Genomic DNA, 14700 nt, shown 5'->3' with positions numbered 1-14700 from the left:
CCATCAATAGCGGTCGACCGTAGAAACAAAGAAACCCCTGAAAATTCAGGGGTTTCATCGTTGTTCACGATAGTGGCCAAAGGCTGAAAACTATCGCCGGATCATTCCCACTCAATCGTCGCCGGCGGCTTGCCGCTCACGTCATACACCACCCGGTTGATGCCGCGCACCTCATTGATGATGCGGTTCGACACCCGGCCGAGCAGGCTGTACGGCAGTTCGGCCCAGTGGGCGGTCATGAAGTCGCTGGTGACCACGGCGCGCAGGGCGACCACGTAGTCGTAGGTGCGGCCGTCGCCCATCACGCCGACCGACTTGACCGGCAGGAACACGGCAAAGGCCTGGCTGGTCAGGTCATACCAGGTCTTGCCGCTGGCCGGGTCGATGGTGTTGCGCAGTTCTTCGATAAAGATCGCGTCAGCGCGGCGCAGCAGGTCGGCGAATTCCATTTTGACTTCGCCGAGGATGCGCACGCCAAGGCCCGGGCCCGGGAACGGGTGGCGGTAGACCATGTCGTGCGGCAGGCCGAGCTCGATGCCGAGCTGGCGGACTTCATCCTTGAACAGTTCGCGCAGCGGTTCCAGCAGCTTGAGGTTCAGCGTTTCCGGCAGGCCACCGACGTTGTGGTGGCTCTTGATGGTGTGCGCCTTCTTGGTCTTGGCGCCGGCCGATTCGATCACGTCCGGGTAGATGGTGCCCTGGGCGAGCCAGCGGGCGTTGGTCAGCTTCTTCGACTCGTCCTGGAACACTTCGACGAATTCGGCGCCGATGATCTTGCGTTTCTTCTCCGGGTCGGTTTCGCCTGCGAGCTTGCCCATGAAGGCGGTGCTGGCGTCGACCTGGATCACCTTCACGCCGAGGTTCTTCGCGAACATGTCCATCACCATCTGGCCTTCGTTCAGGCGCAGCAGGCCGTGGTCGACGAACACGCAGGTCAGCTGGTCGCCGATGGCGCGGTGGATCAGCGCGGCGGCCACCGAGCTGTCGACGCCGCCGGACAGGCCGAGGATGACTTCCTCGCTGCCGACCTGGGCGCGGATCTTCTTCACCGCTTCGTCGATGTAGTTCGGCATGGTCCACGACGGTTGCGCGCCGGCAATGTGCAGCACGAAGCGGTGGATCATCTCGGTGCCGCGCCGGGTGTGGGTGACTTCCGGGTGGAACTGCACGCCGTAGAAGTGGCGGGCCTCGTCGGCCATGCCGGCGATCGGGCAGGACGGGGTTTCGGCGATGACCTTGAAGCCGTCCGGCAGTGCGACGACCTTGTCGCCATGGCTCATCCACACGTCGAGCAGGCCGTGGCCGGCGTCGTTGGCGCGGTCCTGCAGGCCTTCCAGCAGTTTGGAGTGGCCGCGGGCGCGGATTTCGGCGTAGCCGAATTCACGCATGTGGCCGGCGTCGACCTTGCCGCCCAGCGACTGGGCCATCCACTGCATGCCGTAGCAGATGCCGAGCACCGGCACGCCGAGATCGAACAGCGCCGGATCGGCGAGGTATTCGGATTCGTACACCGAGTTCGGGCCGCCGGACAGGATGATGGCCTTCGGCGCGAACGCGCGGATGTCGGCGATCGGCATGTCGTACGGGTGCAGTTCGCAGTAGACGTGGGCTTCGCGCACGCGGCGGGCGATCAGTTGGGCGACTTGCGAGCCGAAGTCGAGGATGAGGATCTTGTCCATGGCGTTCCCTGGCTGTCTTAATGGCAAAGGCCGCGCACGGCGCGGCCGGAATATTCGGATTGTGGGCAGTGGCGCGGCACGGGGCGCGTCACTTGCGGTTTTCTTTCATATAGCGCTGCTTCTCGCGTTCCGCTTCCCGTTCCTTGGTGCTCTCGCGCTTGTCGTGCTGCTTCTTGCCCTTGGCCAGGCCGATTTCCAGCTTGATCCAGCCCTGCTTGTAGTGCAGGTTCAGCGGCGCAATGGTGTAGCCGGCGCGTTCGACCTTGCCGATCAGCTTGTCGGTCTCGCGGCGGGACAGCAGCAGCTTGCGGCGGCGTACCGGGTCGGGAGTGATGTGGGTACTGGCGGTAGGCAGGGCGGAGATGTGCGCGCCGATCAGCCAGAATGCGCCGTTGATCAGTACGACATAGCCTTCCTTGATCTGCGCGCGACCGGCGCGGATCGACTTGACTTCCCATCCCTCAAGCACGAGGCCGGCCTCGAAGCGTTCTTCGATGAAGTAGTCGTGCAACGCCTTTCTGTTTTCGATGATGCTCATAGCGGGCTCCGTGAAGCCGGCTATTGTAGCAAAATCCGGCCCCGGGCCGAAATCCGCCTTGATTCAACAGCTTGATCCTGGTCCGCGCGGGGCGTGCCGGCCGGTTTATAATGCGCGACTGTCCACACCGGCCCCTTCTTCCTCTTACATGCCCGTCATCGAAAAAACCGTCCTGGTGGCGCACTCGCCGGCCCAAATGTTCAATCTGGTCAACGACGTGCCACGCTATCCGAAATTCCTGCCCTGGTGCTCGCATGCCGAGGTCGTCGAGTCCGGCAATGGCGAGATGGTGGCCAGCCTGCATATCGACTATCTGCGCATCCGGCAGCATTTCACCACCCGCAACCGGCTGGTCGACAACGAGCGCATCGACATGGATCTGGTCGATGGCCCGTTCAAGCACCTGTCGGGGGGCTGGCGCTTCCAGCCGCTGGGCGATATCGGCTGCAAGATCGTGTTCGAGCTCAGCTATGATTTTTCCAGCAAGCTGCTGGAGAAGGTGATCGGGCCGGTGTTCAGCCGCATCATGACGTCGCTGGTCGACGCCTTTATCCGGGAAGCGGACAAGCTGTATGGCGACGACTGAATCCTTCGACGTCGAGGTCGCCTATGCGCGGCCGGAGCGGCAGATGATCATCCGGCTGAAGGTCGCCGCCGGCACCACGGCCGGGCAGGCGGTGCGCCAGTCCGGCATCCTCGGGCAGTTCGACGATATCGACCCGGCGCAGATGGCGCTTGGCATCTTCTCCAGAGCGATCAGCGAAGAGACCGTGCTGCGCGAACATGACCGGGTCGAGATCTATCGCCCGCTGATTGCCGACCCGAAGGCGGTGCGTCGCGCACGCGCCGAGGCCGGCAAGAGCATGAAAAAGGGCGGGAGCGGCGAGTAGTCCCGCCGCCCGCCGGTCACACCCGGTACTGGGCGACGATGGCCAGCAGTGCAGTGCCATCCTGGTTCAGGCTGGTGCTGACATTGGCCGTTTCCATGGCGCCGGCGTGGCTTTCCTCCGCCAGACTGGCGATTCTTTCGACTTCGATGGCGATGCCGTTGCTGGCAATGTGCTGTTCGCGCATCGCTTCGGAAATCTCGCTGATCCGGTCGACCACCGTGCTGGCGCCAGCCAGGATCTTTCCGATCGCTTCATCGGCCGACCGGGCGTGAGCCACTCCGGCGATGACTTCTTCCTCCGTGCGCTGAATGGCCGCCACCGTCTCGACCGCCTCGCCCTGGACATGGGTGATGGTGGCCGAAATCTGCTGGGTCGATTCTGCTGTCCGTTCGGCCAGTTTCCTGATCTCGTCCGCCACGACGGCAAACCCCCGTCCCCGCTCGCCGGCACGGGCGGCTTCAATCGCCGCATTCAGCGCCAGCAGATTGGTCTGGTCGGCGATGTCCTTGATGATGGTGACGATGGCGCTGACATCGGACAGCTGCGCGGACAGGGTCGCCACCTGGGTCGAGCTGCGGGCCGCCTGGTCGGCAATGCAGTGGACTTTGTTTATGGTGTCGGCAATTGCCGTGCTGCCACTCTCTGCCAGCTCCCTTGATGTCTGCGCCGCGCGCAGCGCGTCGCCGGACTGCTCGGCGACATGGGCAATGCTCACCGTCATCTGCTCGATCGCTGCCGCCATCTCCACCGTGGAGCGGGTCACCCGGTCCGATGTTGCCGACAGCGCACAGGCGCGGCTGTCGAGTGTCTCCGAGCCATGGCCGACGCGGTTGCCGATCGTGACCAGCCGGCCCAGACTGTGCTGGAGACTGGCAAGCAGATCATTCAGTGCCAGTGCCGTCTTGCCGGTTTCATCCCGCCGTTCGCTCTCGAAGCGATGGGTGAAATCGTAGTGGTCACTGACATGGACGCTGTCACGCTGCAGCCGGAGCAGGGGGCGGACAATGCTGCGTGACAGCAGAACGCAGGCCAGGGTCAGCAACAGACCACTGCCGAGGCTGATGACCAGGGTGCCGGTTGTCATCAGCGACAGGGTGTTCTCCGTCAGGGCATTCTGGCGTCGCGCTTCCCCGTTGTTGAATTCAGTCAGGGCATCGATGGCCTGATACACATTGCTGGCTGCCTGCGACGGGCGACTGGCGCCGGCAAGGTAGGCATGAAGCCGGGTTTCATCGCTGCTGTCCAGCAGTTTTCCGGTCGAATCGAGCCAGAGACCCAGTCTGGTTTTCAGCTCCTGAAACAGGCGCTGGTCTTCTTCCAGAATTTCAGCCGGATCCAGTTTGAGGGCTTCTTCATAACCGGCAAGCGCGGTGTCGATTTCACTGCGCTTGTTGATGAATTGCTGGCGCAGATCCGCTCGTGCGGCCGGATCGGAGGCGGCATATAAAACCAGACTGCGGCGCGCCTCGGAAAATTCCATCTGGATTGCCGGTACCCGGGACAGGGTCGGGATCACATTACCGGTAATGTTTTCCACGCTGATTCTCGCCCGGGACATCAAATACAGGGAGACCGATATCTGAATGGCGAAAACGGCAATAATGGATAGACTCAGAATAACGAGCTTGTGCGCTATTTTCACGATTTGCTCCAGGCTCTCACGGGGATGCCAGTTAACGGCGCATGGTATCTGGACCCAAGTGCTAGTATCCGGAGCAAAAGATGTTGTCGGCGGTGCGGCGACGAACGAAAAAACGGCAGCGTTTCCGCTGCCGTTTTTTCTGATCCTGGTGGAGGTAAGCGGGATCGAACCGCTGACCTCTTGCATGCCATGCAAGCGCTCTCCCAGCTGAGCTATACCCCCGTTTCTTCGGCGACAATCGGCGGACTGCGCTGAAGAGGACGCAACTTTGCCATAGTGATTCGTACTGCGCAAGCCCCCTGTCACAAGAAATCTGGCTGCCATGGCCGGCAAAGCGGATAAGGGAATGAAACAGAAAGGGTTTTTCCTTTGGCCCTGATGCAACTATTCGGCGGGTTTTCCCCGCAGACGCTTCACCTCTGCGCGCTTGCCTTTCGATTCCAGCCGTCGTTTCACCGAACCATGGGTCGGTCGGGTCGCCTTGCGCGCCTTGACCGGCACGCACACGCTGGCGATCAGCTGGCGCAGGCGCTCCAGTGTATCGGCGCGATTCTTGTCCTGGCTGCGATAGCGCTGCCCCTTGATGACGATCACGCCATCCTTGGCGATGCGCTGGTCGTGCAGGGCCAGCAGTGCTTCCTTGACCGCATCCGGCAGTGAAGACGCGCGGATATCGAAGCGCAGGTGGACCGCGCTCGACACCTTGTTCACATTCTGGCCGCCGGCGCCCTGCGCACGGATGGCGCTGAATTCGACTTCGAGTTCGTTCAGCGTGACCGGCATGGTGCGGACTTTCCCGGTTGCTGGCGCAGGAATTCGCCGACCCGGGCCTTTGGCACGCGCTGCAGCGCGCACAGCAGCGAATGGGTCGGTGCCGCGACGCGATGGCGGGTCTGCAACTGGTCAAGCAGATAGGTGGTCAGATTGGCTGCCATTTCCGCATCGGCCAGTGCCCGGTGCGCCTGTCCGGTGACGGGCAGTTGCGCCCAGGCGGTCAGGTTGCCGAGCTTGTGGTTCGGCGCGTCCGGTAGCAGCCGGCGCGACAGCAGCATCGAACAGGCGAATGCCTGCCGGCGGGCCAGGCCGATGCGTGCCAGTTCGGCATCCCAGAATTTCTGGTCGAAGGCGGCATTGTGGGCAACCAGCGGCGTGTCGCCGACAAAGGCGGCGACCTCGCGCATCACCTGCGCCGCCGGCGGTGCTTCGCGCAGCATGCGGGTGGAGATGCCGGTCAGCGCCTCGATAAACGGCGGCACGCTGACGCCGGCGTTCATCAGGCTCTGGTAGCGGGCAACGATGTGGCCATCTTCGACCAGCACGGCGGCGATTTCGGTCGCGCGTCCCTGCTGGCCGGGAGAGATACCGGTGGTTTCGAAGTCGATGACGGCAATGGGTTCCAACGGAAAGACCTGCTGATAGGGTGGAATCGGGAAAGACACGCAGTGTAAGGCCTGGCGCCGCAGGCTGCAGGACACGGGCGGAAAAAAGCCGCCCGGCAAGGGGCGGCCCGGACTGTCCGTCAACGCCACCCACGAAGAATGGACGAGCGCAGCGGGGGGCGGAAGAGGCAGGCTTCAGTCCGGCGGACTGCCGTGCCCCCGACTGACAGCAGTCTGCCGTCAGATTTTGAAAATGCTGACGCTGTCGTCCAGTGTCTTCGACAGCGTGGCAATGGCCGCACTGTGTTCGGTCATGCTTTCCATGGCCGCCGTGGTCTGTTCGGTCATGGCCACCATCTGTTCCATGTGGCGCTCGATCTCGCCGCTGGCGACTTTCTGCTCCTGTGCCTGATTGGCGATATGGTCGATATCGGCATTGGCATGTTCGGCACTGCTGGCACTGGCGCGGAACAGGGTGGCGACGTGTTCCATCTTTTCCACGCTGGCCTGCAGGGCATCCAGCCCCTGACGCACGACCTCGCTGAGGGCGGCGGACTTGTCGCCGAGTTGCCGGTTGACCGCATCGATCTCCGAGGCCGACGTGGCGGACTTCTCCGCCAGCAGCCGGACCTCGTCGGCGACCACGGCAAAACCGCGCCCGGCCTCGCCGGCGCGCGCCGCCTCGATGGCGGCATTCAGCGCCAGCAGATTGGTCTGGTCGGCAATGTCGCGCACATCGCCGGTCATCTGGGTGATGGAAGCCGAGCTGTTGACGAAGTCGTCGACCGCCGTGGCCAGATTGCGGATCAGCGACTGCATCGACACCATCGCCTGCTCAAGCTGGCCCATCTGCATGACGCCCTGGCGGCTGTCGTCGAGATTGGCGGTGGCATTCTGGCGCAGGGCGGCCACGGCATCGCTGACCAGACTGATGCTGACCGACAGCTGTTCCACCGCGGCGGCGGAGGCGCTGGCCGAGCCCGACTGCGACTTGCAGGCCTCGTGGACCTGCTGTGCCGCCGTGGCCAGTTCCTCGCTCATGGTGCTGGCATCATCGACGCCCTGACGGACGCTGCCGACGGTCTGGCGCAACTGGATGATCATGCGCTGCATCGCAGCCTGCAGGCGGCCGAGCTCGCCGCCATGGGTGATGTCGACCTGATGGTCGAGCCGGCCGGCGGCCACGGCGTCGGCAGCATCGACGGCCTGGCCCAGCGGCAGGGTGATGGAACGGGTCAGTACCCAGGCCAGCAGGATGCCGAGGCTGAGCGTGATCAGGGTCACGACCAGCAGAATCATGTGATTGGTCTGCATCAGCGCCAGAATCTGTTCGCTGTCTTCGGTATTGGAATCGAACTCGATATTCAGCAGCGCATTGACGGCCGCTTGCAGACGTTCATGACTGGCGCTCATCGGCCCGTCCTGTTGCTGCTGGGTGGCGGCGGCATCCCTGGCTGCAATCAGGCGCAGGGTCTTGTCGGCTTCGGTATTGAAGTCGTTGTACGCGGAAAGCATCTTGCTTAATGCTTCGCGTTCGCTCGGCATGCTGTTGGCACTGTCGATATTGGCTCGCAGACGGGACAGATTCTGCTGGATCTGCTGACGCTGTTCTGCCACGGTATTGCCGATGACACTGGCGTCCATTCTCTGCTCGGCCTGATTGATGGCGCGCAGAATATCGTTGCCGTGTTGCTGCAGGGAATTCAATTCATGAATGTTCAGGCCGGAGATTTCCACGATGGATGTGACTTCGGCCTGCATCGCGCGCTGTTGTTGCCAGATACTGAAAGAGAGCAAGAGCTGAAACAGTAAAACCAGTGCAAAGCCCAATATCAGGCGGGTCCGAATACTCGTCATCCGGAAAAATTGCAACATGAGGAAGCTCCTGCATTATAGGTATATAGAAAAGTGAGGACGTAGGGCTCGCTCTATTTGTTCTTGTTTTGTCAGCGTGAAAGCTGCTGCCGGGATGATAGGTTATATGAGCATTCGGCCATATCGAAATGGGGTCCGATTTTTATATGACCGGATCGACATGCCTGCGAGTGTTAATCCAGTCTTATCCGACGGGAAAATAAATGATGAATCAGAGACCTGATTTTATGGATTGCAGACGCCGGGTCGTGCCGGGGCAGGGGGGGGCGAAAACGACAGGCAAAGAAAAAGCGGCTGCTTGATGGCAAGCAGCCGCTTTTTCCTGATGCTGGCGTCCCCACGGGGAGTCGAACCCCGGTCGTCGCCGTGAAAGGGCGGTGTCCTAGGCCTCTAGACGATGGGGACATCTTCCGGATCGTCGCAACACTGAACCGTTGCGATACCGCGAAACCGTTGGTGGAGGTAAGCGGGATCGAACCGCTGACCTCTTGCATGCCATGCAAGCGCTCTCCCAGCTGAGCTATACCCCCACGAATCCGACACAATCTGCAGCGCGGTTGGGCCGGCGCTGCGTCGAAGTGGGGCGCATATTATTGATCGGCTTTCAGCCTGTCAACACTTTTCCGTCGTTCCCGTCTTGGGCCGGGCTGGCTGGGCTATACTTTGCGGCTTTGAGACCAGACGGGACGGGACAGTGGGCGTCGGACATTACGAGAATTTTCCGGTAGGTTCCATTCTGTTGCCGCGCCGGATCCGCCGTGCCGTGCACGCCATTTACCGCTTTGCGCGCAGTGCCGACGACATTGCCGACGAAGGGGATGCCAGTGCCGGCGAGCGGCTGGTCGCGCTGGCGGTCTGCCGGGCCCGGCTGCACGAGATCGAGGCCGGCCAGACGCCCGGCGACGCGCTGTATGCCGAACTGGCGCGGGAAATCCGCCGGCACGCGCTGCCGATGCAACCGTTCCATGACCTGCTGGACGCATTCGAACAGGACGTGACGGTCACCCGCTACGAGACGTTTGGCGATCTGGTGTCGTACTGCCGCAAGTCGGCCAATCCGGTCGGCCGGCTGATACTGCAGCTGATGGGCGAGCACGATGCGCGCCGGGTGGCGATGAGCGACGGCATCTGTACTGCGCTGCAACTGATCAACTTCCTGCAGGACGTGGCGCTGGACTGGAAAAAGGGCCGGGTCTACCTGCCGCAGGACGCCCTGCGGCGCTACCGCATCGACGAGGCACAGATCGGCCGCGCCGACACCGGCGGCCTGTGGGGTGCCATGATGCGCGATCAGATCCAGCGCGCGCGCGGCATGCTGGCAGCCGGGGCGCCGCTGGCGCAGCAGATGAGAGGCCGCTTCGGCTTCGAACTGCGGATGATCGTCATGGGTGGCGAACGCATCCTGTACAAGATTCATCAGGTTGACGGCGATGTCTTCCGTCAGCGGCCGGTGCTGGATAGTCGCGACTGGGCCTATATGGTCTGGCGGGCACTGAGAAAAAAATAAGACAGCCGCAGTCGGCAATGAACACATTCAGGGGGAGGGCGGCGTGACGCCGGACCAGTATTGCGAAGACAAGGCCGCGAAAAGCGGTTCCAGTTTCTACTACAGCTTCCGCTTCCTGTCCGATGACAGGCGGCGGGCGATTACCGCCCTGTACGCGTTTTGTCGCGAGGTCGACGATGTGGTCGACGAAACCCGCGAAGAACAGGTGGCGCGGATGACGCTGAACTGGTGGCGCGGCGAACTGGCCGCGCTGTACGCCGGGGCGCCGACGCATCCGGTGACCCGGGCGCTGCAGCCACACGTGCAGGCCATGGATCTGCCGCAGGGGCTGTTCGGCGAGATTATCGACGGCATGGAAATGGATCTGGACCAGGCGCGCTACGCAACCTTTGCCGATCTGCAGCGCTACTGCCACCGCGTGGCCGGCGTGGTCGGGCAGTTGTCGGCGCGGATTTTCGGCCATACCGATCCGCGCACGCTCGACTATGCACATGATCTCGGCATCGCTTTCCAGCTGACCAATATCGTCCGCGACGTGGGCGAGGATGCCCGGCGCGGCCGCATCTACCTGCCGGTCGACGAACTGCAGCGCTTCGGGGTGCCGGCGGCCGATGTGCTCGCCTATCGCGAAAGCGAGGCATTCGGCCGGCTGATGACCTTTCAGATCGAGCGGGCCGAGCAGTGGTACGTACAGGCGCTGGCACAGCTGCCGGCTGCCGACCGCAAGTCGCAGCGGGTCGGGCTGGCGATGGCGGCCATCTACCGGGCGACACTGGACGAAATCCGTCGTGACGGCCCGGCCAGGGTCCTGAACCAGCACCTGTCGCTGACCCCGCTGCGCAAGCTGTGGCTGGCCTGGAAAACATGGACCTTCGGCTGAAGCCGGCGCAGGTCGCCGTGATCGGCGCCGGCTATGCCGGCATTGCCGCTGCTGTCGAACTGGCGCGACGGGATCACCGGGTCACGCTGTTCGAGGCCGGCCGGGTGGCCGGTGGCCGTGCGCGGCGGCTGGGGCAGGCACCGCGCGGGCTGGACAATGGCCAGCACCTGCTGCTCGGCGCCTACCGCGAGACACTGGCGCTGATGCGGTCGGTCGGCGCCGATCCGGACCGGCTGCTGCTGCGGCATCCGCTGGCGCTGGACGTGGCCGGCGGTGTCGGCCTGCGCCTGCCGGCGTGGCCGGCGCCGCTGCACGTGCTGGCCGGGCTGGCGACCGCGACCGGGCTCGACCGGTCGGCGCGCGCGCGTCTGCTGGCTGCCATGCTGCGGCTGCAGCTGGCGCGCTTTCGCGTGCCGGCCGGCATGACCGTCGCCGCCTGGCTGGCGGCGACCGGGCAGGGGCCGGCGCTGGTCGACGGCTTCTGGACCCCGCTGGTGCTGGCCGCCATGAACACGCCGCCGGCAAAGGCCGACATGCAGATTCTGGCCAACGTGCTGCGCGACAGCCTTGCCGCCGGCCGCGCCGCCAGCGACCTGCTGATTCCGCGTACCGACCTGTCCGCGCTGCTGCCGGAACCGGCCATCGCCTGGCTGGGCGCACGCGGGCATGCATACCAGCCCGGCTGCCGGGTGCAGCGCATCGTGCCGGTCGACGCGGGAGTCGATGTCGACGGCCAGCATTTCGATGGTTGCGTGCTGGCCACGGCGCCACAGCATCTGTCTGCGCTGCTGCCGGCCGACCGGTCATTCGACGATCTGCGATCCAGGGTCAATTCCATCGCTTTTCAGCCGATATACACCGTGTACTTGCGTGCACGGACCGGTGCCCGTTTGCCGCTCCCGATGATGGGGCTGGCTGGCGGCATTGCCCAGTGGGTGTTTGATCGCGGACAATTCAGCGATCAGGAAGACCTGTTTGCGGTCGTCATCAGTGGCCCCGGCGCTCACGAAGCGTGGGATCATGCTGAAATCGGCCAGCGGGTCGCCGCAGAACTGGCGCAGCAATGGCCGCAGCTTGACGGGGTGGAAGTGTTGAAAGTGATTGCCGAGAGGCGGGCGACTTTCAGTTGCGAGGCCGGCATGCAGCGGCTTCGGACCGACACGCCGCACGCGCGCCTGCGGCTTGCCGGCGACGGTGTACAAAATGAATATCCGGCCACGATCGAGGGTGCGGTTCGCAGCGGATTGACCGCCGCGCGCGCGCTGGACGCGGGCCTCAAACAAGAAAACCGGACATGAACGACTACCTTCCCCAAGCCGACGAACTCAAAGACCGCGTCATTCTGGTCACCGGGGCGACCCAGGGCATAGGCCGGGCCGTGGCGATGGACTTCGCCAGCCGTGGCGCGACCATCGTGCTGCTGGCGCGCGGCGCGCGTCGACTCGAGGCGGTCTATGACGAAATCGTCGCCGCCGGCTACCCGGAACCGGCTGCCATCCCGCTCGACCTGCTGACGACCACCGATGAGCAGTTCGAGCAACTGGCGCTGCAGATCTACAAGACCGTCGGCCGGCTCGACGGCATCGTCCATTGCGCGGCGCACATGTATGCGCTGTCGCCGCTGAAGGACCAGCGCATCGAGGAATGGGTGAACCAGTTCCGCATCAATACCGTGGCGCCGTTTGCCCTGACGCGCGCCTGCCTGCCCCTGCTGACCCGTTCGCCGGATGCGGCGGTGGTCTTTGTCGGCGAAACCCACGGCCTGAAAGCATCGCCGTACTGGGGCGCGTTCTCGGTGTCCAAGAGCGGGCTGTCGCATCTGACCCGCATTGCCGCCGACGAGTGGGACATGCATCCGAACCTGCGCGTGAACCTGCTGGTGCCGGGCCCGGTCAACTCGCCGCAGCGCGTGCGGACCCATCCGGGGCAGGCAAAGAGCGAACTGCCGAATATTGAAACGCTGCTGCCGGCGTTCTGCTACTGGAGCGGTCCGGCCAGTCAGGGACGCAGCGGCGAAGTCGTCGAACTCAATTCTTGAACGGACCCCAACTCATGCGCGCTCTCATTGTGCTTGCCCTGACCCTGGCAACGACCGGCTGCAACTGGATTGGCAATGTCAGTGGTCTGAACCGTGATGCCAACAAGGCGATCGGTGCCGGCTGCCGGCAGACTGGCCGCTCGCTGGAAGAATGCTATCAGCGCAATACGGACGCGGACCGTGCGCAGGTGTACGCGGGCTGGAAGGAAATGAACGAGTACATGGCCAAGAACCAGCTGCCGACCCTGACGCCGCCGCCCCCGCCGGTACCGGCGGCCGACAAGGCCGGAGCCGGCAAGAAGCCGGAAACGCTGAAGCCGGCCCGGAGCGAGCCGCTGGACCCGGAAGTGGAAAAGCTGATGAAGGTGATCGAGGCGACCAATGCGTCCGATCACATGCCGACCCGGCGCCAGAATGTGGCTGACGCGTCCGAGCGACTGATTCCGACCCTGCGCAAGACGGCCGACGAAGAAGCCCGCCGCTCGTCGCCGGTACCGCCGGCCGCCCACTGAGCATGGCCCGCGCAAAAGCGGCCTATGTCTGCGGTGACTGCGGTGCGACTTCGCCGAAATGGCAGGGACAGTGCCCGGGCTGCGGCGCCTGGAACTCGCTGACCGAAACCGTGATCGAGCCGGCGAAGCCGGGCGGTCGCTACGAAGCGCTGTCGGTCACGTCCTCGGTGCAGACCCTGGCCGACGTGCAGGCGGAGGAAGCGCCGCGCACGCCAACCGGCATCGAGGAACTCGACCGGGTGCTCGGCGGCGGGCTGGTACATGGTGCGGTGGTGCTGATCGGCGGCGATCCGGGCATCGGCAAGTCTACCCTGCTGCTGCAGGCGCTGGCCACGATCGGACTCAGTCGCAAGGTCCTGTACGTGACCGGCGAGGAATCCGCCGCCCAGGTGGCGCTGCGCGCGTCGCGGCTGGCGGTCGATGCATCGGCGGTGCGCCTGCTGGCGGAAATCCGCCTCGACCAGATCATTGCCACGCTGAAGCATGAAGCACCGGATGTGGCGGTCATCGACTCGATCCAGACCGTCTACGCCGATGCGCTGAATTCGGCGCCGGGCTCGGTCGCCCAGGTGCGCGAGTGTGCGGCCCAGCTGACCCGCGTAGCCAAGCAGACCGGCATCACCATCGTCATGGTAGGACACGTGACCAAGGAAGGCGCGCTGGCCGGGCCCCGCGTGCTGGAGCATATCGTCGACTCGGTGCTGTATTTCGAGGGCGACACCCATTCCAGCTTCCGCATGATCCGCGCGATCAAGAACCGCTTTGGCGCCGTCAACGAGCTGGGCGTGTTCGCAATGACCGATCGCGGCCTGCGCGGAGTCAGCAATCCGTCGGCGATTTTCCTGTCCAGCCGCCGTGATGACGTGCCGGGCTCCTGCGTGCTGGTGACCCAGGAAGGGACCCGACCGCTGCTGGTCGAGATACAGGCACTGGTCGACGACACCCACGCACCGCAGCCGCGCCGGCTGACGGTGGGGCTGGAGCAGAACCGGCTGGCGATGCTGCTGGCGGTACTGCACCGGCATGCCGGCATTGCCTGCTTTGACCAGGATGTGTTCGTCAATGCGGTGGGCGGTGTCAAGATTGCCGAGCCGGCGGCCGACCTGGCCGTGCTGCTCGCCATCGTGTCGTCTTTGCGCAACAAGCCGTTGCCGGACAAGCTGGTGGTGTTCGGCGAGGTGGGGCTGGGGGGCGAGGTCCGGCCGGTGCAGCGCGGGCAGGAGCGGCTCAGGGAAGCGGCGAAACTGGGCTTCGAGCGGGCGATCGTGCCACTGGCCAACCGGCCGAAGCAGCCGGTGGAAGGCATGGAGATCATCGCCGTGGAACGCCTGGAGCAGGCGGTGGACGCCTGCCGCTGACCGCGTTGCTCAAACGCGCTTCAGCGGGCGGACGCTGCCGCAGGGGGTGTCGCAGCCGCTGCAGGTCTGCAGGCCCACGGCCGACAGCGCCTGCTTCAGCGCGCAGGTTGAGCGGCGACAAGCCACGAAGCGGACGTCGCGGCTGGCGGCCAGCGAGCGGAAGTGCTTCATCACGTTGTGCCCCAGAAAATCGGTGAACAGGATCAGCAGGTCGGTGTCTGCCGGCAGCGTGTTGGACTTGCGCTGGTGGGCGCTGTTGCGGCCACTGACATGACGGTGAATGGAAATGCCGAATTCGTTCAGGACGTTCGGAATGTTGCCCAGGGTATCGGCACCAACCAGCATCGCGTTCATGGTCTGTCTCCTGTTCAGGGGATAGCGTGGGTTAATCTGGATAATTGA

Annotated in this window: 15 protein-coding genes and 3 tRNA genes; 8 read left to right on the top strand and 10 right to left on the bottom strand. The window is 64.1% G+C overall.

Going from position 1 to position 14700, the window contains the following annotated elements; translation table 11 throughout:
• Positions 1-101: 101 nt before the first annotated feature.
• On the bottom strand, positions 102-1679 hold the full coding sequence (guaA, locus tag ACYVG8_RS05675) for a glutamine-hydrolyzing GMP synthase (RefSeq protein ID WP_107889490.1): 1578 nt from the start codon (positions 1677-1679) through the stop codon (positions 102-104).
• Between the two features lie 88 nt (positions 1680-1767).
• On the bottom strand, positions 1768-2217 hold the full coding sequence (smpB, locus tag ACYVG8_RS05670) for an SsrA-binding protein SmpB (protein ID WP_028500042.1): 450 nt from the start codon (positions 2215-2217) through the stop codon (positions 1768-1770).
• Between the two features lie 148 nt (positions 2218-2365).
• Here smpB and ACYVG8_RS05665 point away from each other — a divergent pair, with 148 nt between their 5' ends.
• Together ACYVG8_RS05665 and ACYVG8_RS05660 are read left to right on the top strand one after the other, a co-directional pair.
• The gene (locus tag ACYVG8_RS05665) at positions 2366-2803 is read left to right on the top strand and encodes a type II toxin-antitoxin system RatA family toxin (RefSeq protein ID WP_028500043.1); all 438 of its coding nucleotides are present in this window, start codon (positions 2366-2368) and stop codon (positions 2801-2803) included.
• Complete coding sequence (locus tag ACYVG8_RS05660) at positions 2790-3107, top strand: RnfH family protein (RefSeq protein ID WP_112692049.1); 318 nt, start codon at positions 2790-2792, stop codon at positions 3105-3107. Before ACYVG8_RS05665 ends, ACYVG8_RS05660 begins: the two co-directional genes overlap by 14 nt.
• A 16-nt stretch (positions 3108-3123) precedes the next feature.
• Here ACYVG8_RS05660 and ACYVG8_RS05655 read toward each other — a convergent pair whose 3' ends face one another.
• The 7 genes from ACYVG8_RS05655 to ACYVG8_RS05625 all read right to left on the bottom strand — a co-directional run bounded on the left by ACYVG8_RS05655 (position 3124) and on the right by ACYVG8_RS05625 (position 8533).
• Positions 3124-4935 carry a methyl-accepting chemotaxis protein gene (locus ACYVG8_RS05655; RefSeq protein ID WP_460745155.1) on the bottom strand — a complete coding sequence of 604 codons (1812 nt, stop codon included), beginning with the start codon at positions 4933-4935 and terminating at the stop codon, positions 3124-3126.
• A tRNA-Ala gene (locus tag ACYVG8_RS05650) sits at positions 4896-4971 on the bottom strand. Before ACYVG8_RS05650 ends, ACYVG8_RS05655 begins: the two co-directional genes overlap by 40 nt.
• Before the next feature lie 162 nt (positions 4972-5133).
• Complete coding sequence (arfB, locus tag ACYVG8_RS05645; RefSeq protein ID WP_460745140.1) at positions 5134-5532, bottom strand: alternative ribosome rescue aminoacyl-tRNA hydrolase ArfB; 399 nt, start codon at positions 5530-5532, stop codon at positions 5134-5136.
• Positions 5517-6149, bottom strand: a complete 633-nt coding sequence (locus ACYVG8_RS05640; protein ID WP_107890336.1) for a 3'-5' exonuclease — start codon at positions 6147-6149, stop codon at positions 5517-5519. The genes arfB and ACYVG8_RS05640 overlap by 16 nt, the downstream gene beginning before the upstream one ends.
• 219 nt (positions 6150-6368) lie before the next feature.
• The gene (locus ACYVG8_RS05635) at positions 6369-7985 is read right to left on the bottom strand and encodes a methyl-accepting chemotaxis protein (RefSeq protein ID WP_460745139.1); all 1617 of its coding nucleotides are present in this window, start codon (positions 7983-7985) and stop codon (positions 6369-6371) included.
• A 347-nt stretch (positions 7986-8332) separates the two neighbouring features.
• Positions 8333-8408, bottom strand: a tRNA-Glu gene (locus tag ACYVG8_RS05630).
• 49 nt (positions 8409-8457) lie between these two features.
• Positions 8458-8533 (bottom strand) — tRNA-Ala (locus ACYVG8_RS05625).
• Between the two features lie 164 nt (positions 8534-8697).
• Between ACYVG8_RS05625 and hpnC the strand changes: the two genes are divergently transcribed.
• Genes hpnC through radA form a run of 6 tightly spaced genes read left to right on the top strand, consistent with a single transcriptional unit; the run spans position 8698 to position 14298 of the window.
• Positions 8698-9510: a squalene synthase HpnC gene (gene hpnC, locus ACYVG8_RS05620; RefSeq protein ID WP_460745138.1), complete on the top strand. Its 813-nt coding sequence runs from the start codon at positions 8698-8700 to the stop codon at positions 9508-9510.
• Between the two features lie 43 nt (positions 9511-9553).
• Positions 9554-10390, top strand: a complete 837-nt coding sequence (gene hpnD / locus ACYVG8_RS05615; RefSeq protein ID WP_460745137.1) for a presqualene diphosphate synthase HpnD — start codon at positions 9554-9556, stop codon at positions 10388-10390.
• Positions 10375-11688, top strand: coding sequence for a hydroxysqualene dehydroxylase HpnE (gene hpnE, locus ACYVG8_RS05610; protein WP_460745136.1), 1314 nt, complete (start codon positions 10375-10377; stop codon positions 11686-11688). The genes hpnD and hpnE overlap by 16 nt, the downstream gene beginning before the upstream one ends.
• Positions 11685-12428: an SDR family oxidoreductase gene (locus ACYVG8_RS05605; RefSeq protein ID WP_028500051.1), complete on the top strand. Its 744-nt coding sequence runs from the start codon at positions 11685-11687 to the stop codon at positions 12426-12428. Before hpnE ends, ACYVG8_RS05605 begins: the two co-directional genes overlap by 4 nt.
• 14 nt (positions 12429-12442) lie before the next feature.
• Entirely contained in the window at positions 12443-12940 is a 498-nt protein-coding gene (locus tag ACYVG8_RS05600; RefSeq protein WP_051529000.1) for a hypothetical protein, read from the top strand.
• A 2-nt stretch (positions 12941-12942) separates the two neighbouring features.
• Entirely contained in the window at positions 12943-14298 is a 1356-nt protein-coding gene (gene radA, locus ACYVG8_RS05595) for a DNA repair protein RadA (RefSeq protein WP_107889495.1), read from the top strand.
• A gap of 9 nt (positions 14299-14307) precedes the next feature.
• On the opposite strand, the gene ACYVG8_RS05590 is transcribed toward radA, so the two are convergent.
• Positions 14308-14652 carry a DUF2325 domain-containing protein gene (locus ACYVG8_RS05590; RefSeq protein WP_028500053.1) on the bottom strand — a complete coding sequence of 115 codons (345 nt, stop codon included), beginning with the start codon at positions 14650-14652 and terminating at the stop codon, positions 14308-14310.
• Positions 14653-14700 lie beyond the last annotated feature (48 nt).

The sequence above is a fragment of the Microvirgula curvata genome, from assembly GCF_054781615.1.
This window is presented reverse-complemented; position numbering and strand designations above follow the sequence as displayed.